This is a genomic window from Salipiger pentaromativorans (assembly GCF_024721115.1).
Lineage (GTDB): Bacteria > Pseudomonadota > Alphaproteobacteria > Rhodobacterales > Rhodobacteraceae > Salipiger > Salipiger pentaromativorans.
The window spans coordinates 167,979-190,165 of sequence record NZ_JAMDHK010000011.1; the positions used below are offsets into that span (position 1 = coordinate 167,979).

At 65.1% G+C, this 22,187-nt stretch carries 25 protein-coding genes; 21 read left to right on the forward strand and 4 right to left on the reverse strand.

Annotated features, from left to right (window positions below):
• Positions 1-97 precede the first annotated feature (97 nt).
• Positions 98-2,158: a recombinase family protein gene (locus M4578_RS16550; RefSeq protein ID WP_258094399.1), complete on the reverse strand. Its 2,061-nt coding sequence runs from the start codon at positions 2,156-2,158 to the stop codon at positions 98-100.
• A complete protein-coding gene (locus tag M4578_RS16555; RefSeq protein WP_258094400.1) occupies positions 2,148-2,333 on the reverse strand; it encodes a hypothetical protein in 186 nt (61 codons plus the stop codon). Before M4578_RS16555 ends, M4578_RS16550 begins: the two co-directional genes overlap by 11 nt.
• 650 nt (positions 2,334-2,983) lie before the next feature.
• Between M4578_RS16555 and M4578_RS16560 the strand changes: the two genes are divergently transcribed.
• From M4578_RS16560 to M4578_RS16660, 21 genes are all read left to right on the forward strand, one after another.
• The gene (locus tag M4578_RS16560) at positions 2,984-3,322 is read left to right on the forward strand and encodes a P-II family nitrogen regulator (protein WP_076706002.1); all 339 of its coding nucleotides are present in this window, start codon (positions 2,984-2,986) and stop codon (positions 3,320-3,322) included.
• Positions 3,323-3,360: 38 nt separating this feature from the next.
• Positions 3,361-4,701, forward strand: coding sequence for an ammonium transporter (locus tag M4578_RS16565; protein WP_258094401.1), 1,341 nt, complete (start codon positions 3,361-3,363; stop codon positions 4,699-4,701).
• A gap of 296 nt (positions 4,702-4,997) precedes the next feature.
• Positions 4,998-5,795, forward strand: a complete 798-nt coding sequence (locus M4578_RS16570) for a S49 family peptidase (RefSeq protein WP_258094402.1) — start codon at positions 4,998-5,000, stop codon at positions 5,793-5,795.
• Between the two features lies 1 nt (position 5,796).
• The gene (locus M4578_RS16575) at positions 5,797-5,964 is read left to right on the forward strand and encodes a hypothetical protein (RefSeq protein ID WP_258094403.1); all 168 of its coding nucleotides are present in this window, start codon (positions 5,797-5,799) and stop codon (positions 5,962-5,964) included.
• 2 nt (positions 5,965-5,966) lie between these two features.
• Positions 5,967-6,923 (forward strand): calcium/sodium antiporter, encoded by a 957-nt coding sequence (locus M4578_RS16580; protein WP_258094404.1) that lies wholly within the window; start codon positions 5,967-5,969, stop codon positions 6,921-6,923.
• Between the two features lie 12 nt (positions 6,924-6,935).
• The gene (locus M4578_RS16585) at positions 6,936-7,727 is read left to right on the forward strand and encodes an SDR family oxidoreductase (protein WP_258094405.1); all 792 of its coding nucleotides are present in this window, start codon (positions 6,936-6,938) and stop codon (positions 7,725-7,727) included.
• Positions 7,728-8,033: 306 nt separating this feature from the next.
• Positions 8,034-9,914 carry an excinuclease ABC subunit UvrC gene (gene uvrC, locus M4578_RS16590; protein WP_258094406.1) on the forward strand — a complete coding sequence of 627 codons (1,881 nt, stop codon included), beginning with the start codon at positions 8,034-8,036 and terminating at the stop codon, positions 9,912-9,914.
• Between the two features lie 134 nt (positions 9,915-10,048).
• Positions 10,049-10,912: a branched-chain amino acid aminotransferase gene (locus M4578_RS16595; RefSeq protein ID WP_258094407.1), complete on the forward strand. Its 864-nt coding sequence runs from the start codon at positions 10,049-10,051 to the stop codon at positions 10,910-10,912.
• An 82-nt stretch (positions 10,913-10,994) separates the two neighbouring features.
• Positions 10,995-11,450 (forward strand): universal stress protein, encoded by a 456-nt coding sequence (locus tag M4578_RS16600; RefSeq protein WP_258094408.1) that lies wholly within the window; start codon positions 10,995-10,997, stop codon positions 11,448-11,450.
• Between the two features lie 63 nt (positions 11,451-11,513).
• On the forward strand, positions 11,514-11,969 hold the full coding sequence (locus M4578_RS16605) for a DUF2267 domain-containing protein (RefSeq protein WP_258094409.1): 456 nt from the start codon (positions 11,514-11,516) through the stop codon (positions 11,967-11,969).
• A 77-nt stretch (positions 11,970-12,046) separates the two neighbouring features.
• Positions 12,047-12,604 carry a NifU family protein gene (locus M4578_RS16610; protein ID WP_258094410.1) on the forward strand — a complete coding sequence of 186 codons (558 nt, stop codon included), beginning with the start codon at positions 12,047-12,049 and terminating at the stop codon, positions 12,602-12,604.
• Between the two features lie 16 nt (positions 12,605-12,620).
• Entirely contained in the window at positions 12,621-13,355 is a 735-nt protein-coding gene (tsaB, locus tag M4578_RS16615; protein WP_258094411.1) for a tRNA (adenosine(37)-N6)-threonylcarbamoyltransferase complex dimerization subunit type 1 TsaB, read from the forward strand.
• The gene (locus tag M4578_RS16620) at positions 13,352-13,771 is read left to right on the forward strand and encodes a GNAT family N-acetyltransferase (protein WP_258094412.1); all 420 of its coding nucleotides are present in this window, start codon (positions 13,352-13,354) and stop codon (positions 13,769-13,771) included. Before tsaB ends, M4578_RS16620 begins: the two co-directional genes overlap by 4 nt.
• A gap of 148 nt (positions 13,772-13,919) precedes the next feature.
• On the forward strand, positions 13,920-14,924 hold the full coding sequence (locus M4578_RS16625; protein WP_258094413.1) for a BMP family lipoprotein: 1,005 nt from the start codon (positions 13,920-13,922) through the stop codon (positions 14,922-14,924).
• A 97-nt stretch (positions 14,925-15,021) separates the two neighbouring features.
• Complete coding sequence (locus M4578_RS16630; RefSeq protein ID WP_258094414.1) at positions 15,022-16,629, forward strand: ABC transporter ATP-binding protein; 1,608 nt, start codon at positions 15,022-15,024, stop codon at positions 16,627-16,629.
• A gap of 83 nt (positions 16,630-16,712) precedes the next feature.
• On the forward strand, positions 16,713-17,807 hold the full coding sequence (locus tag M4578_RS16635; protein ID WP_258094415.1) for an ABC transporter permease: 1,095 nt from the start codon (positions 16,713-16,715) through the stop codon (positions 17,805-17,807).
• A complete protein-coding gene (locus M4578_RS16640) occupies positions 17,807-18,772 on the forward strand; it encodes an ABC transporter permease (RefSeq protein WP_258094416.1) in 966 nt (321 codons plus the stop codon). Before M4578_RS16635 ends, M4578_RS16640 begins: the two co-directional genes overlap by 1 nt.
• A gap of 63 nt (positions 18,773-18,835) precedes the next feature.
• The gene (gene fmt / locus M4578_RS16645) at positions 18,836-19,750 is read left to right on the forward strand and encodes a methionyl-tRNA formyltransferase (protein ID WP_258094417.1); all 915 of its coding nucleotides are present in this window, start codon (positions 18,836-18,838) and stop codon (positions 19,748-19,750) included.
• Positions 19,750-19,992, forward strand: coding sequence for a hypothetical protein (locus M4578_RS16650; protein WP_258094418.1), 243 nt, complete (start codon positions 19,750-19,752; stop codon positions 19,990-19,992). The genes fmt and M4578_RS16650 overlap by 1 nt, the downstream gene beginning before the upstream one ends.
• Positions 19,993-19,995: 3 nt before the next feature.
• On the forward strand, positions 19,996-20,232 hold the full coding sequence (locus tag M4578_RS16655) for a GlsB/YeaQ/YmgE family stress response membrane protein (RefSeq protein WP_258094419.1): 237 nt from the start codon (positions 19,996-19,998) through the stop codon (positions 20,230-20,232).
• Positions 20,233-20,627: 395 nt separating this feature from the next.
• Positions 20,628-21,614 (forward strand): glutathione S-transferase family protein, encoded by a 987-nt coding sequence (locus M4578_RS16660; protein WP_258094420.1) that lies wholly within the window; start codon positions 20,628-20,630, stop codon positions 21,612-21,614.
• Positions 21,615-21,622: 8 nt separating this feature from the next.
• Here the strand turns inward: M4578_RS16660 and M4578_RS16665 are convergent, their stop codons facing one another.
• Both M4578_RS16665 and M4578_RS16670 read right to left on the reverse strand, forming a co-directional pair.
• The gene (locus tag M4578_RS16665) at positions 21,623-21,994 is read right to left on the reverse strand and encodes a response regulator transcription factor (protein WP_258094421.1); all 372 of its coding nucleotides are present in this window, start codon (positions 21,992-21,994) and stop codon (positions 21,623-21,625) included.
• The coding region (locus tag M4578_RS16670; protein WP_258094422.1) for a hypothetical protein at positions 21,991-22,187 on the reverse strand (197 nt) is incomplete at its 5' end. The genes M4578_RS16670 and M4578_RS16665, both read right to left, overlap by 4 nt.

The following is a 22,187-nucleotide window of genomic DNA, read 5'->3' on the forward strand; positions in this document are numbered from 1 at the left end:
ATCTTTCTATGTTGTTGAAGAAAATAGGTTTTGCTGATCCGGATGCGATACCGCGGGGTGTTTGGGGNTACAACTCTGCTTCACTGCGCCCATCTTTCTATGTTGTTGAAGAAAATAGGTTTTGCTGATCCGGATGCGATACCGCGGGGTGTTTGGGGTTTTGCTGCGCCCGTTTCCTGAGTTGTTGTGCCGCTGTTTTTGACAGTTCCGCGCGCTCGAATACCCACGGCCCGTCGGCAAGCGGATGGTCCGCTTCGATTTCACCTGTTTCCACTGCCAACCGCAACGTTTTTGGGGCCACCCCGAGCAGCTTGGCCGCGCTGGATAGGTTGAGCCAGGGATCCAGACCACCGGGATCGGGCTTGAATACCGGAATTTTGCGGTAGGACCGGAGCGCTGTGATCCGCTCCCTGGTCCAGCGGTTGCCGTTTCCGGTGGCAAGGCCGTTCCGGTTCAGAACGCCTGCGATGACATCGTCGCTGGCGATCCGCGCAAGCTGGCGGACAGCCTCGACAATATCCGGCGGTGTTGCGTTGCGCTGTCCGCGGCGGCGCTTTGGCAGGCGGATTTCCGTATGGGCGCCGCCGGCCCAATGAACCAGCAAAACGATCTCGGAGGCATCATCATCAAGATCTGCCACCACTTCCTGGATCACCGTGCGGACGATACGCTTCTTAAGCTTGGCATCGGTGACCGGCGCGAACCAAACGCGTTCAAGATCGGCCCCCAAGGCGGCCAGGTCTTCCGCCGGCAATGCCGTTCCGTCCGGGCTGGCCGTGTCGTGGTGCGCGAGCTTGTGCTCGATCTCCTGAGCCCTCTGAAGCGCCCGGTTCCACCGGGTTTCCAGCTCCGCGGTCACGAGGCGGTTCTCCGGGTCGGACGCATCATACTGCCGGAAGGCCCGGTCAGCTATGTATTGAGCCGCCTCCAGGTCACGGCAAAGTGCGCCGCGAACCTGGTCCCGCTGGCTCACTGCTTGCCTGGCGGCTGCCTCTGCGGCGGCGATGGCGCCGGGGCTGACCACCTGCAGGAGCGCGTGTTCAATGGCATCATCGACCCGCAAGCCGCCGAAGGAGATGCAGCGCGCTTCGCCGTTGTCCAGGAGACCACGCCAGCAGGAGTAGCGCGGGATGTCGTGCTTCTTGCCGGTGTAGCGAACCGTCAGCTTGCGGCCGCAGCGCCGACAGCGCAGCAGCCCGGCAAGAAGGGCAGAGCCGTGTTTGGCTGCACCATGATGCCGGCTCTGAGGGACGTTGTTGCTGACCATTTTACGGATCGCCTCTGCCCGTTCCCAACTCACATAGCCTTCATGCGCGCCTGGCTTCAATGCAAGCCACTCCTCGCGGTCTTTCCTGCGAACGGCCGATGTCCCGAACCCTGGCGATGCCTGGGTTTTGCCGTAGGCATAAGCCCCGCCATAGGCCGGATTGACGATCATGCGGTGGATGGTGGCATAGGTCGGGCGGCGCCAGACCACCTCACCCTGTTTGCGCAAGCTGGGCAATTCAAGGTCATGTTCGAGGAACCACAGGAGGGCCTGCCGTGCGCTCCCCAACTCGGCGACCTTATCGAAAACCAGGGATATGGCTTCCTGCACGCGGCGGTCTGGGTCTTTCTCAAGTCGGTCCCCGGCCTTTACGAAGCCGACAGGGGCGGCGACGACGAGTTCGCCACGCCGGGCCTTCTCTTGGCGGGCGGCAAGGGAGCGTTGCCTGAGCAGGTCGAGCTCGTATTCGTTCAGGCTGCCTTTCAGGCCCAAAAGCAGCCGGTCATTGCCATCGCGCGGCGCATAAACCGTCTCCTGATCGATCAGCACTGTGTCGACGACACGGCACATCTCGATGAGATGCTGCCAGTCCCGGCTGTTGCGCGCAAAGCGGGATACTTCACGCGCCGCGACGGCGCCGACCTTGCCGAGACAAACATCGGCGATCATCCGGTCAAAGCCTTTCCGAGCGACACCCCCGGCGGCAGAGCGGCCGAGGTCGTCATCCACGGTCTCGATCCGGCTCCAGCCCAAATCCGAAAGCCGCTCCCGCATGGCATATTGCAGGGCGCTGCTTTCCCGGTTGTGCAGGACCTGGTGGGCCGATGACTGGCGGACGTAAAGGATCGCCTTGCGTTCCAAATGCTGCGGACCAATCTTCTCATGCTTCATGATCGCTCCCCCCGTCCGCCGCACCGGCGTGTTCTGCTATCAGGCGTGCCATCAACTGTGTCAGCGTTTGCTGCGTGTCGCCGGGAAGGCTTTGCCAAGGCGGTGTCTGTGTCACGGGCGCGGACTGGATGTCCGGGAACAGCTCGAGTTGCTTCGTCGTCATTTTGCGCGGCATGGGTCAACCTCCGAATCTCGTGTTCAGAGTCCGATGCTGCGTCATCGCGTGATGGGGAGCCGGATTTATTGAGCGGAACACAAGCGGCATCGAATACCAGCCCCGCGAGCGCCCTTAGACCCTCCAGGCCCACATGCGCAGAACCAGAACGGCGGCAGGAAGCACATGCTGCTCGGTCAAACATCCAAATGGGAACTTCCAGAAGCCGGTCCGACCGGCGGCCGGTGAGATTGCACCGAAACACTGCATCGCCGGGCTTGTCGACCACAGAATGGACATAGACCGATCTGCCGAACCAGGGATGCCAAGGATAAAGAACCTCGCGCTGGTCAGTAATGTGGGTGTTCTGGCGTTCAGTTGTANTGGACATAGACCGATCTGCCGAACCAGGGATGCCAAGGATAAAGAACCTCGCGCTGGTCAGTAATGTGGGTGTTCTGGCGTTCAGTTGTAGACCGCGAAACGGTCACATTCATGACTTTTTAGTGTGCATAAATAGTAATCGTTTGTGAAAATTTAGTACGTTTTTTGCGCATTGGTGGGGCGTCACCCCGCCGTTACAAGGGCCCTTTCTTTCATTGAGGGCTCCCGGGCGTCTTTCTGCCGAAGCGTAACGCAGGCAGAGGTCTGCCAAACCGAAAGGGACCAAGGTGAAACTGATCATTGCGACGATCAAGCCGTTCAAGCTGGAGGAGGTGCGCGAGGCGCTCACTGGAATCGGCGTGCGCGGCATGATGGTGACGGAAATCAAGGGCTTCGGCTCGCAGTCTGGACACACGGAAATCTATCGCGGCGCCGAATACGCGGTGAACTTCGTGCCGAAGATCAAGCTGGAGATCGTGGTGGCGTCGTCCATGGCCGACCAAGTGGTCGAAACGATCACCAAGACCGCTCAGACCGGCAAGATCGGTGACGGCAAGATCTTTGTACTGGACGTGCAGCAGGCGGTGCGGGTGCGTACCGGCGAAACCGACGCGGACGCGATCTGATCGCAATCGGACGCAAGTTTACAAGGGACAAACGGATCATGAAACTTCTCAAGACTCTCGCCCCGGCTGCCGCGCTGATCGCGCTGCCGACCCTGGGCCTGGCCCAGGATGACGGCCCCGTGCCGGGCGTGAACGCGTCGACCGATACGGTCTTCATCTTCAACTCGCTGCTGTTCCTCATCGGCGGTTTCCTGGTGATGTGGATGGCCGCGGGCTTTGCGATGCTCGAAGCCGGCCTCGTCCGCTCCAAGAACGTCGCCATGCAGTGCATGAAGAACGTCGTGCTGTTCTCGCTGGCGGCGATCTTCTACTATCTGATCGGCTACAACCTGATGTACCCGCTCGGCACCTGGTCGGTGGACGGTGTCCTCTCCGGCGTCTGGGGCCCCGGCGTTCTCGAAGCCGTTGGCGTGACCGCCGATGCGGCCGACGATTACGGCTATGCCTCGACCGGCTCGGACTTCTTCTTCCAGCTGATGTTCTGCGCCACCACCGCCTCGATCGTTTCGGGCACCCTGGCCGAGCGTATCAAGCTGTGGCCGTTCCTGATCTTCGTGATCGTCCTGACCTCGATCATCTACCCGCTCCAGGCGTCCTGGAAATGGGGTGGCGGCTTCCTCGATGCGGCTGGCTTCCTCGATTTCGCAGGCTCGACCGTCGTGCACTCGGTGGGTGGCTGGGCCGCTCTGACCGGCGCCATCATCCTCGGCCCGCGGATCGGCCGTTATGTCGATGGCCGTGTGGTTCCCTTCCCGGGCTCCAACCTGACCCTCGCCACCCTCGGGACGTTCATCCTGTGGCTGGGCTGGTTCGGCTTCAATGGCGGCTCGCAGCTTGCCATGGGCACCGTGGGTGACGTCGCCGACGTGTCGCGGATCTTTGCCAACACCAACACCGCCGCAGCCGGCGGGTCGGTCGCAGCCCTGATCCTGACCCAGATCATGTACAAGAAACCGGACCTCACCATGGTGCTGAACGGCGCGCTGGCCGGTCTGGTGTCGATCACCGCCGAACCGCTGACCCCGACCCTGGGCGCAGCCACCATCATCGGCGCGATCGGCGGTATCCTCGTGGTCTTCGTGGTGCCGATGCTCGACAAGCTGAAAATCGACGACGTCGTCGGCGCGATTCCGGTCCACCTGGTCTGCGGCATCTGGGGCACCATCGCCGTTGCCTTCACCAACCCCGACGCCTCCTTCGCGACGCAGCTTTACGGCATCGTTGTGGTGGGCATCTTCACCATCGTCGCCTCGGCGGTCGTGTGGTTCGTCCTCAAGCTGGTCATGGGCGGTATCCGTGTCAGCGAAGAGGAAGAAATCACCGGTCTCGACATGGGCGAGCTGGGCATGGAGGCCTATCCGGAATTCTCCAAAGGCTGATCTCCTCCTTCCTGTCAGCCTTTCGTGACCAACTGCCCGGGCGTTCGCGCCCGGGTTTTTTTCTTGTCTCGGGACAGGGGCGTACCCTGCTCCGGCGGCATCCGGGCGGTGGCACAGACCGGGGCGCAGACCGCCGCACGGGGCTGGCACGCATCGCGCAATGCCGGCGGAACCGGCGATCCGGTGGCCAAAAATCAGGCTGGAAAAAGCGGAATGCGCAGGTGGCGGCGCCACAGCGGCGGGTTCTTTGCCGCCTCGCCTTGTTTGTCCCTTGGGGCGCGTCTACATCACCGTTCATGAGACGTTGGATCCCCTTTCTGAAATCGAACCCGACAGTGGCCATCGTGCGGTTGCAGGGCGCCATCGGGTCCCCTGGCGGCCGGGGCATGAGCGATGCAAGCCTGCGTCCGCTGCTGGAACGGGCCTTTCGGCGGGGCAAGCCCGATGCGGTGGCGCTGGAGATCAACTCCCCGGGCGGTTCGCCGGTGCAAAGCTCGCTGATCGCGGCGCGGATCCGCAGACTTTCCGCAGAGACCGAGGTGCCGGTCTATGCCTTTGCCGAGGATGTCGCGGCCTCGGGCGGCTACTGGCTCGCTTCCGCCGCCGACGAGATCTATGCGGATGCCAGCTCGATCCTCGGCTCGATCGGGGTGATCTCAGCGGGGTTCGGCGCGCATGTCTTTTTGCAGCGGCAGGGGATCGAACGCCGGGTCCATACCGCGGGCAAGTCGAAAAGCCTGCTCGATCCGTTCCGCCCCGAGAAGGAAGAGGACGTGGCGCGGCTGACCCGAGCGCTGGAGCAGCTCCACGAGAATTTCATCGCGCAGATCAGGGAGCGGCGTGGCGACAAGCTGGCGAAGACCCCGGATCTCTTTACCGGCGATATCTGGATCGGTCGGGAAGCCTGCGATCTCGGGCTTGCGGATGGCATCGGCCATCTGGTGCCGGTCATGAAGGAAAAGTTCGGCGACAAGGTGCGCTTTCGCCGCTACGAGCAGCGCCGTCGCCTGATGCCGCGCCTTGGGGTGACGCTGGCGCAGGATGCGCTGGACACGATCGAGGAGCGCGCGGCCTATGCGCGTTTCGGGCTCTGACGTGCTGGCCAAGATCGTTGTCGTCTTCCTGGTGGTGATCGCCGTGCTCGGCATGTTCGGCAAGCTCCGGATACCCGGCGCGGCGCGCCTGTCTCAGAAGAAATGTCCGCGCTGCGGCCGTTACCGGATCGGGAACGGACCCTGCGACTGCGGAAAAAAGAAGGGCTGATCATGGTCTTCCTCTATGCGGGTCTGGGTCTTGTGATCCTGTTGCTTGCGGGCGATGCGCTGGTGAAGGGGGCGGTGAACCTGTCGCTGCGCGTCGGCATTCCGGCGCTGATCGTCAGCCTGACCATCGTCGCCTTCGGCACCTCGGCCCCCGAGCTGCTGATCTCGATCAAGGCCGCGCTGGAAGGCGTGCCGGGCATTGCGCTTGGCAATGTGGTGGGCTCGAACACGGCGAACGTGCTGCTGGTGCTGGGCATCCCCGGGCTGATCGCGGTGATGCACACCTCGGCGCATGATACGCGCAAGAGCTATGTGATCATGCTGGCCGCGTCGCTGCTGTTCATCGCGCTGGCCTTCCGGGGGGTGTTCGACCGGCTGGCGGCTGTGGTGCTGCTGGTGGTGCTGGCGGTGATCCTGAGCGACTCGGTGCGTGACGCCCTGCGCCACCGTCGGGATGGCCGGGCCGATGCCGATCTCGAAGAGCTGGAAGAGCCCGAGGGCGCGGATCCGGACATGCCCTGGTGGAAGATCGGGCTGTTTCTGGTGCTGGGGCTGGTGGGGCTGCCGCTGGGCGCCGATCTTCTGGTCGAAAGCGCCACCGAGATCGCCACGAAGTTCGGGGTGCCCGATACGGTGATCGGTCTGACGCTGGTGGCCCTGGGCACCTCGCTGCCGGAGCTCGCGACCACGGTGATGGCGGCGATCCGCCGGCAGGCGGATGTGGCGCTGGGCAATGTGATCGGTTCCAACCTGTTCAATCTGCTTGCCATCATCGGGGTGGCGGCGCTGATCAAGCCGATGCCGGTGGATCCCGAGTTCCTGCATTTCGACCTCTGGGTGATGCTAGGCGCGACGCTGCTGCTGCTTCCCTTCGTGTTCTGGGGGCGGGATCTGGGCCGCGTCTGGGGCGCGGTCTTGTCGCTGCTCTATCTGGGCTATGTTGCTGCTGTGTTGATCTGACAGGGGGCGGCGATGGCGATTGCGGAGAAACGCGCGTTGGTGACCGGTGCCGGCAAGCGGCTTGGCCGCGCCATGGCGCTTTTGCTCGCCGGCCGGGGCTATGACGTGGCGGTGCATTACGCCGGTTCGCGCGAGCATGCCGAGGATCTGGTGTCCGAGATCCGCGCGATGGGCCGCAGCGCCACCGCGCTACAGGCGGACCTGCTGCACGAGGCGGCGACCCAGGCCCTGTTGCCGTGCGCGGCCGAGGCGCTGGGCGGGCCGGTGACGGTGCTGGTCAACAATGCCTCGATCTTCGAATACGACAATCTGGCCAGCACCACGCGCGAAAGCTGGGACCGGCATATGGAATCGAACCTGCGGGCGCCGTTTCTGCTGATCCAGGCGCTGGCAGCGCAGGTTCCGGACCCGCTGCCCGACGAAATGGGCGAGCCGCTTGCGCAGGGGCTGGTGGTCAATATGATCGACCAGCGGGTGCGCAAGCTGACGCCGGAATTCATGAGCTACACGCTGGCGAAATCGGCGCTCTGGACGCTGACGCAGACCGCGGCCATGGCGCTTGCGCCGCGGGTGCGGGTCAATGCCATCGGGCCGGGGCCGACGCTGCGCGGCGGCCGGCAGAGCGAGGGGCATTTCGCCCGGCAGCGGGCGGCGACGATCCTCGAACGCGGCGCAAACCCGGCCGACATCACCGCGGCGCTGGGGTTTCTGCTCGATGCGCCGGCGGTGACCGGCCAGCTTCTTTGCGTGGATGGCGGGCAACATCTGGGCTGGCGCACGCCTGACGTGTTGGGCGTCGAATAATGCCCCAGGGTAAAGTTTTGCACTGGTCTTGGAATTGTTGGAAAGACGTTACAAAATCGTCGTGAGGTCAATGACTTGGAATAGGTCCTCGAAAAGTTTTTCGCAAAATCAATACGTTAACTTTTCGGCTAAATATTGTGCAAACCAAGGAAGCGGGCTGAATACAAGGAAAATTTCCCGATGTCTGGAATTTGCCCTCAAGTTTATCCACAGCTTCGGTGGATGGAAAATTCCTTGAACTCTGCCGGGCGGCATTGCAGCAGATGCCGCGAGAATCACGCCTTCGTGACCATTTGAGCGCCAACGATGACCAGTGACCCGCCCGCCCCCGATACGACCGCCGCTCCGCGCGGCTACGAGGTGATCCAGGGCTATCTGAGGACGCTCGATTCCAGTCCGGGCGTCTACCGGATGCTGGATGAGCAGAGCCGGGTGCTTTACGTCGGCAAGGCGCGCAACCTGAAGGCGCGGGTGTCGAACTATGCGCGCCCCTCGGGACATTCGCGGCGCATCGCGCGGATGATCTCGGAAACCGCGTCGATGATGTTTCTCACGACGCGGACCGAGACCGAGGCGCTGCTGCTCGAACAGAACCTGATCAAGCAGCTCAAGCCCAAGTTCAACGTGCTGCTGCGCGACGACAAGTCCTTCCCCAATATCATGGTGACCACGGAACACGCCTTTCCGCAGATCAAGAAACACCGGGGGGCCAAAACCGAGAAGGGCGCCTATTACGGCCCCTTCGCCAGCGCCGGCGCGGTGAACCGGACGCTGAACCAGCTGCAAAAGGTGTTCCTGCTGCGCAACTGCTCGGATTCCATGTTCGAGGGCCGCACGCGGCCCTGCCTGCTCTACCAGATCAAGCGCTGCTCGGCGCCCTGCGTGGGCTATGTCTCGGAGGCGGAGTATGCGCGCTCGGTCAAGGATGCGCAGCGCTTTCTCTCGGGCAAGTCGACCGAGGTGCAGGAGGTGCTGGCGGGCCAGATGCAGGCGGCCTCGGACGCGATGGAGTTCGAGCGCGCCGCCGCCCTGCGCGACCGCATCCGCGCGCTGACGCAGGTGCAGACGGTGCAGGGGATCAACCCGCGCGGCGTGGCCGAGGCGGATGTGATCGCGCTGCACATGGAGGGCGGGCAGGCCTGCGTGCAGGTGTTCTTCATCCGGGCGCATCAGAACTGGGGTAACAAGGATTACTATCCCCGCGTGGGCGAGGATGTGGAGGCCGCCGAGGTGCTGGAGGCCTTCCTCGGCCAGTTCTACGACACCAAGGAGCCGCCGCGCCTGCTGCTGCTGTCTCACGAGATCGAAAACCCCGACCTGATGGCCGATGCCCTGTCGGGCAAGCTCGGCCGCAAGGTCGAGATCGCGGTGCCGCAGCGGGGCGAAAAGGCCGAGCTGGTGGAAGGCGCCGCACGCAACGCCCGCGAAAGCCTCGCGCGCCGCATGGCCGAGACCGCGACCCAGGCCAAGCTGCTGCGCGGGGTGGCCGAGGCCTTTGCGCTCGATGCGCCGCCGCAGCGGATCGAGGTCTATGACAACTCGCATATCATGGGCACTAATGCGGTGGGCGCGATGATCGTGGCGGGGCCGGAGGGGTTTCTGAAGAACCAGTACCGCAAGTTCAACATCCGGGGCGACGATCTGACGCCGGGGGACGATTTCGGCATGATGAAGGAGGTGCTGACGCGCCGCTTCACCCGGCTGCTGAAAGACGACCCCGAACGCGACAAGGGGCTCTGGCCGGATCTGCTGTTGATCGACGGCGGGGCGGGGCAGGTCAGCGCGGTGGCCGAGATCATGCGCGAATACGGGGTCGAGGATGTGCCCATGGTCGGTGTCGCCAAGGGCATCGACCGCGACGCCGGCAAGGAGGAGTTCCACCGCATCGGCCAGCGCCCTTTTGCGCTGCGCCACAACGACCCGGTGCTCTATTTCATCCAGCGCCTGCGCGACGAGGCGCACCGCTTTGCCATCGGCACCCACCGGGCGAAGCGGGCGAAGAGCCAGATGGCCAACCCGCTCGACGAGGTGCCCGGCGTGGGCGCCTCGCGCAAGCGCGCGCTGCTGGCGCATTTCGGCTCCGCCAAGGCGGTCTCGCGCGCCAATCTCGCCGATCTCAAGGCGGTGGACGGGGTCAGCGCGGCGCTGGCGGAACGGATCTACGCGTTTTTCCACGATCAGGGTTGAGCCGGGCGCAAATCTTTTCGAAAAGATTTGCAAATTCCTTGGAAGGAATTTGCCGCCTCCCTGCGCCGCTCCGCGCACTGGACCTTCGCCGGCGCGCGCCCTACCGTGGCCGCAAACGACCGGAGGACGCGAACATGGCAGTCGGCAAGAACATCCGCACCTATTTTCAAGGCACCTGGCATGACGGCGACGTCCCGGTGATGAAGGCCGCCGATCACGGCTCGTGGCTGGGCAGCAATGTGTTCGATGGCGCGCGCTACGTGAACGGGCTGGCCCCCGATCTCTACGCCCATTGCGCCCGTGTGAACCGCTCGGCCAAGGCGCTGATGATCGAGCCGACGGTGTCGACCGAAGACATGGTGCAGATCGTCTGGGAGGGGCTCTCGGCCTATCCCAAGGAGACGGCCGTCTATATCCGGCCGATGTACTGGGCGATCCACGGTGACGCCTCGGCCATCGTGCCCTCGGCGGGCGAGACCGGGTTCGCGATCAGCCTCGAGGAAATTCCCGTGGCGCCGCCGACCGCGAGCACGACGCTCGGACGTACGCGATTCCGGCGTCCGGTGATGGAGGATGCGGTGGTCAATGCCAAGGCGGGCTGCCTCTATCCCAACAATGCGCGGATGCTGGCCGAGGTGCGGCAGCGCGGCTTCGGCAATGCGCTGGTGGCCGATGCCATGGGCAATGTGGCCGAAAGCGCCACCGCCAATGTCTTCATGGTCAAGGACGGGGTGGCCTTCACCCCCATCGCCAACGGCACCTTCCTGGCGGGGATCACCCGCGCGCGTCACATGGTCAATATGCGGGCGGACGGAATCGAGGTGCATGAGGCCGTGCTGAGCTTCGAGGATTTCGAAAGCGCCGACGAGGTCTTCCTGTCGGGCAACATGCACAAGGTGACCCCGGTGGTGGGGTTCGAGGAAACCAGCTATCAGATCGGCCCGGTCACGCAGCGCGTCCGCGCGCTTTACTGGGACTGGGCCGCCAGCGAGGGCTGACCGGGGCAGGGCGGCCCCGGCGCAGATCGCCGTTGCCTGAGCCGCCGCGCTGCGCCATGATCGCCGCTCAGGGAGAGATGCCATGCGCAAGTTCCTCGTCATACTCGATGACAGCCGCGAATGCCTGAACGCGATGCGCTTTGCCGCCATGCGGGCGGCGCGCACCCGCGGCGGTGTGACGATCCTGTCGGTGATTCCGCCGGACGAGTTCAATCACTGGATCGGGGTCGGGGACATCATGCGCGAGGAGGCGCGGGAGCGCATTCACGCGCATTTCGAGGTTTTCGCGAAATGGATGCGCGACCGTCAGGGGGTGGATCCCGAGCTGATCATCCGCGAGGGGGATGTGGTTGCGGAAATTCTCGCGCAGATCCGCGTGGACGAGAGCATCGGCGTGCTGGTGCTGGGGGCCGCCTCGGGCAAGAAGGGGCCGGGGCCGCTGGTGAGCCAGCTCAGCAAGAGTTCGGGCAGCCTGCCGGTTCCGGTGACCATCGTGCCCGGTGATCTGTCCAAGGAACGGCTCGAGGCGATCACCTGACGCCGCGCCCGGCCGCGAAGGCGGTGTGCGTATTTGGAAAGAGAAGAAACGGGGAGGGACGCGATGCCGATGCCCTGGACCTTTCGCCATCCGGAGAAGGAATGGGGGCTGTTTCTCGACGATATTCGCGAGGTGCTGGGCACGCCGTCGTCGAACGTGGCCTATACGGCGGCGGAAGGGGTCTTTGGCGCATTCCGGCGGCGGTTGACGGTGGCGCAGGCGCTTGCCTTTGCGCAGGGTCTGCCTGCGGTGCCACGCGCGCTGTTCGTGCAGGGTTGGGAGCCGGCGGAGCCGCTGCCCTGGGCCGGGGCCGAGACCTATCTCGCCGAGGCCCGGGCGCTGCGCGCCGATCACAATTTCATTTCCGAAAACGCGGTCGAGGCGGTCTCATATGCGCTGCACCGGGCGCTGAGGCCCGAGGTACTGGGTCGCGCCCTGGCGCGGATCGGCCCGGAGGCCGAAGCCTTCTGGCGGCTCACGGGCTATTCCGACACGGCGCTGGCACCGGGTATCCGATAGGTTAGAATGGTTCTAAACCTTGACGGCTTGCGGTGAGAAGCGCATATAGAGGGGGCCCCGAGAAAGGTATCCCGCAGATGTTCATTCAGACCGAATCGACCCCGAATCCCGCGACGCTGAAATTCCTGCCCGGCCAATCCGTGCTCGAGGCGGGGACAGCCGATTTTCCCAGCGCCGAGGGCGCCGAAGCCTCGCCGCTGGCCAAGCGGCTCTTCGGGGTGAAAGGTGTGACCGGGGTGTTCTTCGGCAGCGATTTTGTCACCGTGACCAAGGACGAGGCTGCGGATTGGGACCATGTGAAACCGGCGGTGCTGGGCGCGATCATGGAGCATTTCCAATCGGGCGATCCGGTGATGGCGGGCGAGGGCGGTGCCTCGGGCCATGCGGAGTTCGATGGCGAGGATGCCGAGATCGTCGGCCAGATCAAGGAGCTGCTCGACAGCCGCGTGCGTCCGGCGGTGGCGCAGGACGGTGGCGACATCACTTTCCACGGTTTCGAGCGGGGGGTCGTTTATCTGCATATGCAGGGGGCCTGCGCCGGCTGCCCGTCCTCGACCCTGACGCTGAAGATGGGCATCGAGAACCTGCTGCGCCATTACATTCCGGAAGTGACCGAGGTGCGCCCGGTCGCCTGACCGGGCCGGTGCGTGCATGACTGCAGAGCCGACCATTCTCGCTTTCGACACCTCGGCCGCGCATTGCGTGGCCGCGCTGCTGTTGGGCGGGCAGATCGTGGCGGAGCGCCACGAGGAGATGGGGCGCGGCCAGGCGGAACGCCTGATGCCGATGCTGCAGGCGCTGCTCGACGAGGTGGGCGCGGTCTGGGAGGAGCTGGATGCGGTGGCGGTGGGCACCGGGCCCGGCAATTTCACCGGCATTCGGATCTCGGTGGCGACGGCGCGCGGCCTCGCGCTGGGACTTGGGATTCCCGCCGTCGGCGTGTCGGAATTCGAGGCGCTGCGCGGGCCCGGCGGGCTGCATGACACGCGCCCGGAACTCGTCAGCCTGCGGTCGTCGCGGCGCGGTGCCGACGTGGTGGTGCAGGTCTTTGACGCGGGCGTGGCGCATGGCCGTCCGATCGAGCTTGAAGTCTATGGCGACGCTGCGGCTGTGCGTGCGCGTCTGGCCGAGGTTCCCCCCGGCGCGCCGGTTGTGGGGGCCGAGGCGGGTGTCCTGACGGCGATCCTGAACGAAGGGCGGAAGTCCGAGCCCGCGCCGTTTGCCGCCTATTGCGTGGATTGCATGGGCGGACCCGCCGCTGCCATCGCCCGGGTCGCGGCGGAAAAACTGCGGCTTGGCCGGCCCGGCCCGCGCCCGGCGCCGGTCTATATCCGCCCCGCCGATGCGGCGCCCTCGAAAGAGCCGCCGCCGGTCATCCTGCCGTGACACCTGCCGAGCTTGCGGGCATTGCTGCCCGCGCCTATCGCCATATGACCCCCTGGACCGAGGCGGAGTTTGCCGCGACACTGTCCCATCCCACGGCGCTGCTGACCGTGGGAGAGGCGGCGTTTGTGCTGGGGCGCGTCGTGGCCGACGAGGCCGAGATTCTGGCGCTGGCCACCGATCCGGACGGGCAGCGGCGGGGTGCGGCGCGGGCGGCGCTGGCACGGTTCGAACGCGCCGCCGCCGCGCGCGACGCGGTGGAGATCTTTCTGGAGGTCGCCGCGGCCAATGCCCCGGCCCGGGGCTTCTATTTCGCTTGCGGATATGCGCCTGTGGGGCGGCGCACGGCCTATTATACTTGCCCCGACGGAAGCCGTGACGACGCATTGCTCATGCGCAAGGCGTTGCCTGAAAATTAAGCTCGGACCCGTCGCAACCCTGCGGCAGCTCACGCAAAAAGCTGTTGACCCCACTGCGCGCCAAAGCCTTAATCATCCGTGATCTGCATGGATCAGGCATAAGAGCGGTGCGCGTGTTTGCGCCGCCATCACCACCTGGGAGCAAGACATGACCCTCATGACCAAATTTCTCGGCGCCGCCGCATCGCTGGCGCTGACCGCGGGCGCCGCGCTGGCCGATCCGGCGCTGATCTACGATCTGGGCGGGAAATACGACAAGAGTTTCAACGAGGCAGCCTTCAACGGGGCCGAGGCCTATGCATCGGAAACCGGCGGCGCCTACAAGGACATCGAGCTGCAATCCGAAGCGCAGCGCGAGCAGGCCCTGCGCCGCTTCGCCGAGGCCGGGTTCAACCCGGTGGTGACCACCGGCTTCTCGATGTCGGCGCCCATCGCCTCGGTTGCCGCCGATTATCCGGATACCAAATTCGTCACCATCGACGGGTTCGTGAACCCCGAAGAACACCCCAACGTGCTGTCGATCCTGTTCTCGGAACATGAGGGCTCGTATCTCGTCGGCATGATGGCGGCGATGGCCTCGAAATCCGGCACCGTGGGCTTTGTCGGCGGCATGGACATCCCGCTGATCCGCAAATTCGCCTGCGGCTACGCCCAGGGCGTGAAGGCGGTGAACCCCGACGCCACCGTGATCTCGAACATGACCGGCACCACGCCGGCGGCCTGGAACGACCCGGTGAAGGGCTCGGAACTGACCAAGGCGCAGATTTCCCAGGGGGCCGATGTGGTCTATGCCGCTGCCGGTGGCACCGGGCTGGGGGTTCTTCAGACCGCTGCGGATGAAAACATCCTGTCGGTCGGCGTGGACAGCAACCAGAACTACCTGCATCCGGGCAAGGTGCTGACCTCGATGCTCAAGCGCGTCGATGTCGCCGTGAAGGACGCGATGGAGCAGGGCCCCGATCTGCAAACCGGTGTCATGGTGCTGGGCCTGGCCGAGAACGGCGTCGGCTATGCGATGGACGAGAACAACGAGGCGCTGGTCAGCGACGAGATGAAGACCGCTGTCGAGGATGCCAAGGCCAAGATCATCGCGGGCGAGATCGCGGTCCACGATTATTCCACGGACGACAGCTGCCCGGCGCTGAGCTTCTGAGACCCTGACGAGCGGGGCGGTACAGGCCGCCCCGTCCCGCTTCCAGAGGCCGCGTGGCGCGCGGCCTCCGCCCTGTGCCGCAGGAGCCCATAACGCCATGACCGATACCGCCGCCCCCGCCATCGAGCTGAAGGGCATTTCCAAGGCCTTCGGCCCCGTCCAGGCCAACAAGGACATCTCGATCCGCGTCATGCCGGGCACGATCCACGGTATTATCGGCGAGAACGGCGCCGGGAAATCGACGCTGATGTCGATCCTCTACGGTTTCTACAAGGCCGACGCGGGCGAGGTCTGGATTCACGGCAAGAAGACCGAGATCCCCGACAGTCAGGCCGCCATCGCCGCCGGCATCGGCATGGTCTTCCAGCATTTCAAGCTGGTGCAGAACTTCACCGTTCTGGAAAACGTCATTCTGGGCGCCGAGGACGGGCCGATGCTGCGCCCCTCGCTGGCGCGCGCCCGTGGCGTGCTGAAACGGCTTTCCGAGGAATACGAGCTGTCGGTCGATCCCGACCAGCTGATCGAAAACCTCTCCGTCGGTCACCAGCAGCGGGTCGAGATCCTCAAGGCGCTCTACCGTCAGGCCGACATCCTCATTCTCGACGAGCCCACCGGCGTGCTGACCCCCGCCGAGGCCGATCACCTCTTCCGCATCCTCGACAACCTGCGGGCCGAGGGCAAGACGATCATCCTCATCACCCACAAGCTGCGCGAGATCATGGAGATCACCGATACGGTCTCGGTCATGCGGCGCGGCGAGATGACAGCGACGGTGAAAACCGCCGAGACCTCCCCCGAGCAGCTCGCCGAGCTGATGGTGGGGCGCAAGGTGCTGCTGCGCGTCGACAAGGCGCCCGCGCAGCCCGGCGCCTCGGTGCTGGAGATCGAGAACCTGCGTCACGTGGATCACCACGGGGTCGAGCGGCTCAAGGGGATTTCGCTGGAGGTGAAGGCAGGCGAGATCGTCGGCATCGCGGGCGTTGCGGGCAACGGCCAGTCCGAGCTGCTCGAGGTGCTGGGCGGCTATGCGGACGGCACCGGCACGATCCGCGTCAATGGCGCCGAGATCGACCTCACCGGCAAGCATTCCGACGGCCAGTCGCGCCGGGCGCGGGGCATCGCCCATGTGCCCGAGGACCGGCAGACCGAAGGGCTGATCATGGCCTATGCGGCCTGGGAAAACACCGTCTTCGGCTATCACCGCGATCCGCATTACCAGTCCGGCCCGCTGATGAACAACGCGCTCATCAAGGCCGAGGCGCAGGACAAGATGACCCGCTACGACGTGCGCCCGCCGAATCCGAATCTCGCGGCGCGGAATTTCTCCGGCGGCAACCAGCAGAAGATCGTGCTGGCGCGCGAGATCGAGCGCGACCCGGACATCCTGCTCATCGGCCAGCCGACGCGCGGCGTCGATATCGGCGCCATCGAGTTCATCCATCAGGAAATCGTGCGGCTGCGCGACAAGGGCAAGGCGATCCTGCTGGTCTCGGTCGAGCTCGACGAGATCCTGTCGCTGTCGGACCGCATCGCGGTGATGTTCGACGGCCAGATCATGGGCGAACGCCTGCCCGCCGAGACCGACCAGACCGAGCTCGGTCTGCTGATGGCGGGCGTGACAGAGCGCCCCGACAAACCGCTGATCGAGGCGGTGGACGCCCAGCTCGACGCGAAAGAGGCGCGGGAGGCCGAACAGCATGGCTGAGCCCGCCCTTTCATCTTTCGTAAAATACTCCCGCCGGAGGCATTCGCGCCCGCAGGGCGCGCAACCCAGAAACGAGGCCCGGAATGGATAAGATGCCCGCCTGGGCCGATGCGGTGCTCGTGCCCCTCATTTCGATTCTGCTGGCCGCCGCGCTGTCGGCCATCGTGATCCTGGCCATTGGCGAAGACCCGGTGGCGGCGTTCAAGCTGATGGTCGACGGCGCTCTGATGCGCAGCTCTGGCTGGGGCTATACGCTTTACTACACCACCAATTTCATCTTCACCGGGCTGTGCGTCGCGGTCGCCTTCCATGCTTCGATGTTCAACATCGGCGGCGAGGGGCAGGCGATGATCGGCGGGCTGGGGGTGGCGCTGGTCTGCCTCTTCATCCCCTTCCCGCACTGGTCCGTCGCGCTGCTGGTGGCCACGCTGGCGGGGGCGGCCTTCGGGGCGGTCTGGGCGCTGATCCCCTCCTATCTTCAGGCGAAACGCGGCAGCCATATCGTGATCACCACGATCATGTTCAACTTCATCGCCGCCGCCGTGCTGAACTATGTTCTGGTCAATCTGCTGCGCCCGACCGGCGCCATGGATCCGGCCACCGCGATCTTTCCGCAGGCCACCCATCTGCCCACCTTCCAGGACATGTTCGCGCCCGAGGGCAGCCGCATGTTCCGGGGCTCGCCCGCCAATGTCACCTTCTTCATTGCCGTTCTGGCCTGTATCGGCTTCTGGTTCCTGATCTGGCGCACCAAGCTCGGCTACGAGATCCGCGCCTTCGGCTTTTCCGAAAGCGCGGCGAAATACGCGGGCATCTCGCCGGTGCGGATCACCATCGTGTCGATGCTGATCTCCGGCGGGCTGGCGGGTCTCATGGCGCTCAACACCACCATGGGCGAGGCCGAGCGGCTGGTGCTGAACGCCACCGAGGGGGCGGGCTTCATCGGCATCGCCGTTGCACTCATGGGCCGGTCGCATCCGGTGGGCGTGTTCCTCGCGGCGCTGCTCTTCGGGTTTCTTTACCAGGGCGGGGCCGAGCTGGCGCTCTGGACCAATATCCCGCGTGAGCTCATCACCGTGATCCAGGCGCTGGTGATCCTCTTCACCGGGGCGCTCGACAACATGGTGCGCATGCCGCTCGAGCGGCTCTTTCTGGCCGCCCGCAGGAGGGACAGCTGATGGATTTCGCAACCCTTCTGCAAGTGCTCGATTCCACCGTGCGGCTGGCCACGCCGCTGTTGCTGGCCTGTCTTGCCGGGCTGTTCTCCGAGCGCTCGGGCATCTTCGACATCGGTCTCGAAGGTAAGATGCTCGCCGCCGCCTTTGCCTCTGCCGCCGTCGCGGCGATGACTGGCTCTGTCTGGGTGGGGCTGCTGGCGGGGATCGTCGCCTCGCTCTTCATGAGCGGCATCCACGGGCTGGCCTCGATCACTTTCCGGGGCAACCAGCTGATTTCCGGCGTGGCGATCAATTTCCTCGCCTCGGGCCTCACGGTGCTGATCGCGCAGGACTGGTTCGGACAGGGCGGGCGCACGCCCTCGCTGATGGGTGGCGGAAGGTTCGAGCCGATCACGCTGCCCTTCGCCGAGGCGCTGCGCGGCGTGCCGGTGCTGGGCCCGGTCTATGCCGAGCTGATCTCCGGCCATTCCATCCTCGTCTATGTCGCCTTCCTCATGGTGCCGCTGAGCTGGTTCATCCTCTACCGCACCCGCTTTGGTCTGCGCCTGCGCGCGGTGGGCGAAGCGCCCGAGGCGGTGGACACGGCGGGCGTCTCGGTGATCGGGCTGCGGTTCGCCGCCGTGGCGATCTGCGGGCTGCTCTGCGGGCTGGCCGGGGCCTATCTGGCCACGGGGCTCCAGGCGGGGTTCGTGCGCGAGATGACGGCGGGGCGCGGCTATATCGCGCTGGCGGCGCTGATCTTTGCCAAGTGGCGGCCCTGGTACGCGCTCTCGGCCTGCCTGCTCTTCGGTCTGCTTCAGGCGGTGGCGCTGCGCTATCAGAACATCGACCTCGGCGGCATCACCATCCCGGTACAGGTGATGGACGCGCTGCCCTATATCCTGACCGTGGTGATCCTCGCGGGCTTTGTCGGCAAGGCGATCCCGCCGCGCGCCGGGGGCGAGCCCTACGTCAAGGAACGCTGACGCACTGGCATCTCACGGCGCCAGCCTCTATCTCAGGGGCAGGACGCCGGGAAGGAGCAGGCCATGCGTGTGATCTTTATGGGAACGCCCGAGTTCTCGGTGCCGGTTCTGGATGCGCTGGTGGCCGCCGGGCACGAGATCGCCGCCGTCTATTGCCAGCCGCCGCGCCCCGCCGGGCGCGGCAAGAAGGACCGCCCGACGCCCGTGCATGCCCGTGCCGAGGCGCTGGGGCTGGAGGTGCGCCACCCGGTCAGCCTGAAATCGCCGGAGGAGCAGGCGCGCTTTGCGGCGTTGCAAGCGGATGTGGCGGTGGTGGTGGCCTATGGGCTGATCCTGCCGCAGCCGGTGCTGGATGCGCCCGTTCATGGCTGTCTGAACATTCATGCCTCGCTTTTGCCGCGCTGGCGCGGGGCGGCGCCGATCCACCGCGCCATCATGTCCGGCGATGCCGAGACCGGCATCTGCATCATGCAGATGGAGGCGGGGCTCGACACCGGCCCGGTGCTGCTGCGCGAGGCGGTGGAGATCGGCGCGGAGGAGACCACCGGCGCGCTGCACGACCGGCTGAGCGCCATGGGCGCACGGCTGATCGTCGAGGCGCTGTCGCGGCTGGAGGGGCTGGTGCCCGAGCCGCAGCCTGAAGAGGGCGTGACCTATGCGCAGAAGATCGACAAGGCCGAGGCGGCGGTGAACTGGACGCGGGACGCCGGGGCGATCTCGCGCCAGATCCGGGGGCTGGCGCCCTTTCCCGGCGCCTGGACCACGCTGGGCGGCGAACGGATCAAGCTGCTGGGCGCGCGTGTCGTGCCGGGGCAGGGGGCGCCGGGGGTGGCGCTGGACGATACTTTCACCATCGCCTGCGGCGAGGGCGCGGTGCAGGTGACACGGGCGCAGCGCGCGGGCAAGGGCGCACAGGAGGCGTCGACCTTCCTGCTCGGCATGCCGGTGCCGCGCGGCACGCGGCTGGGAGAGGGCTGATGTTTCCGGTTCTGATCGGCACGGTGGTGATCGCGGGGATTGTGGGCTACGCTTCGGAACGCACGGGGTTCACCCGCAACGGCATTTTGCAAAGCATGATCATCTGTATCGGCGGCGCGTTTCTGGCCTATTTCCTGCGGCTGATGTTCGGGATCGGCTTCGGGTCGCCGGGGCTGAACGCCATCGCCTCGTCCATCGGGGCGCTGATCATCGTGCCCACCCATTGGCGCAGGAGGAAATGAACGATGCCCGTTGTCTGGTTGATCGTTATCGGTGCCGCGGCGGGGTTTCTCGCGACGCGGTTCATGAATGTGCGCATGGGGGTCGTCGAGACGGTGGGGATCGGCATGGCCGGCGCGCTGATCGGCGGGCTGTTGCTGCGCTTTCTCATCGCGATGACCGGCGCGCTTGCCGGGCTGGTGGGCGCGGTGCTGGGCGCCATGCTGCTGATCTGGCTGTGGCAGAGGTATCTGCGCCGGTAAGGGCATTTGCCCCCGGACGGAAAGATCGGAGGCGAGCTCCTCAAGCACAAGAGGAGCCAGGCCCAGCGGTGGCCAGTGGGATGCCGCCTCATGCTTTGAAACCCTTATTTTATTCCTGCCATGTCCGGAGGATCTCGCAACGCGGTGCAAACGTTGCCAAAGCGGCAGGACCCGTCCGGCGCCTTCGGCTTGATTCCGGGCCAAGGGCGCGGGGATCGAGCCAAGAACGCGGGTCATCCGCCCTTTCTGCGTGATCGTCTTGATGACAGCGCTCGCTTGAACTCTGTGCACCCATCGGCCTTTGTGCGCCCCTGCGGGAGACCCTGCGCGCAGCCTCGGAATTGTCCCGTTCCGCACAGCCCCTAGATTTACCGAAAGCGGAAAGGAAAGGTCCGATGGGATTTCTGGTTGAGGGTGTGTGGCGCGACCGTTGGGACTATACCGACACGGGCGGGCATTTCGTGCGCAGCAAGACGAGTTTTCGCAACTGGATCACGCCCGACGGGCGTCCCGGCCCGAGCGGCGAAGGCGGCTTTGCGGCCGAACCGGGGCGCTATCATCTCTATGTCAGTTATGCCTGTCCCTGGGCGCATCGTGCGCTGATCTTTCGCGCGCTGAAGGGGCTGACGGATCTCATCGACGTGAGCGTCGTGCATCCGGACATGCTTTCCGAAGGCTGGACCTTCTCCCGCGATTTCGCCGGCGCCACCGGCGATGCGCTTTACGACCTGCCGTTCCTGCGCGATCTCTACCTGCGCGCCGATCCGAAGATCTCGGGCCGGGTGACCGTGCCGGTCCTCTGGGACAAGCGGCGCGAGACCATCGTTTCGAACGAAAGCGCCGAGATCATCCGCATGTTCGACAGCGCCTTCGACGGGCTGACCGGCAATCGCGACAGCTATTGGCCGGAGGCGCTGCGCGACGCCATCGAGCCGGTGAACGCGCGGATCTACGACACGGTCAACAACGGGGTCTACAAGGCCGGGTTCGCCACCACGCAGGCGGCCTATGACGAGGCGGTCGGGCCGCTGTTCGAGACGCTCGACTGGATCGAGGAACGTCTGTCGCGGCAGCGCTATCTGATGGGCGACCGTGTGACCGAGGCCGATTGGCGGCTGTTCACGACGCTGATCCGCTTCGATCACGTCTATGTCTGTCACTTCAAATGCAACCGTCGGCGGATCGTCGATTACCCCAACCTCTGGGCCTATACGCGCGAGCTCTATCAATGGCCGGGCGTGGACGGCACGGTGCGGCTCGACCATATCCGGCGGCACTATTACTACAGTCACGATATGATCAATCCGCAGCGCATCATCCCCGCCGGTCCGGATCTCGACCTGATGGCGCCGCACGGGCGCGAGCGGTTGCAGGCGGCCTGAGGCGCGGTTCAGCCGGAGGAGCGGGCCTGGGCGTAATGCTCGATCATCGCGGCCAGATCGGACGGCGGTGTGGCGCTGGGCAGATAGGCGCAGGCGTTGGCGCAGTGCTGAAAGATCGACCCGTCGGAAAAGAACGAGGTGTTGGTGACAAAGATCACCCGCGTCTCGGGCTGCCGGTAGCTGGCGTAATCCGCCACGGCCAGGGCGCTGCCCTCTTCCAGCACCAGATCGAGCACGATCACCTTGAAATCCACTTCGCGCAGCAGCGCGGTGGCCACTTCCTGCGTATGCGCCACACGAACGGTCGCCCCCAAACGTTCAAGGTGACGCCGCCAGAGAGTCGCCAGCTCTCTGCTGCTTTCGACGATGAGCACGTTCATTGAAGCCTCCGCTGCCCGCAGTCGCTCTGCAAGGCTTGGGCGTTTGTCGGATCGAGTTCTAAACAATTGTTTAACGATAACGTAAAGAATGTGAACAAACGACAAAGGAACGTCTGATCTACCGTTTTGGCTGTGCCGATTTCCATGCAATCGGGCTTTGATTTAGCATACAGGGACCGATTTTGGGCTCGTA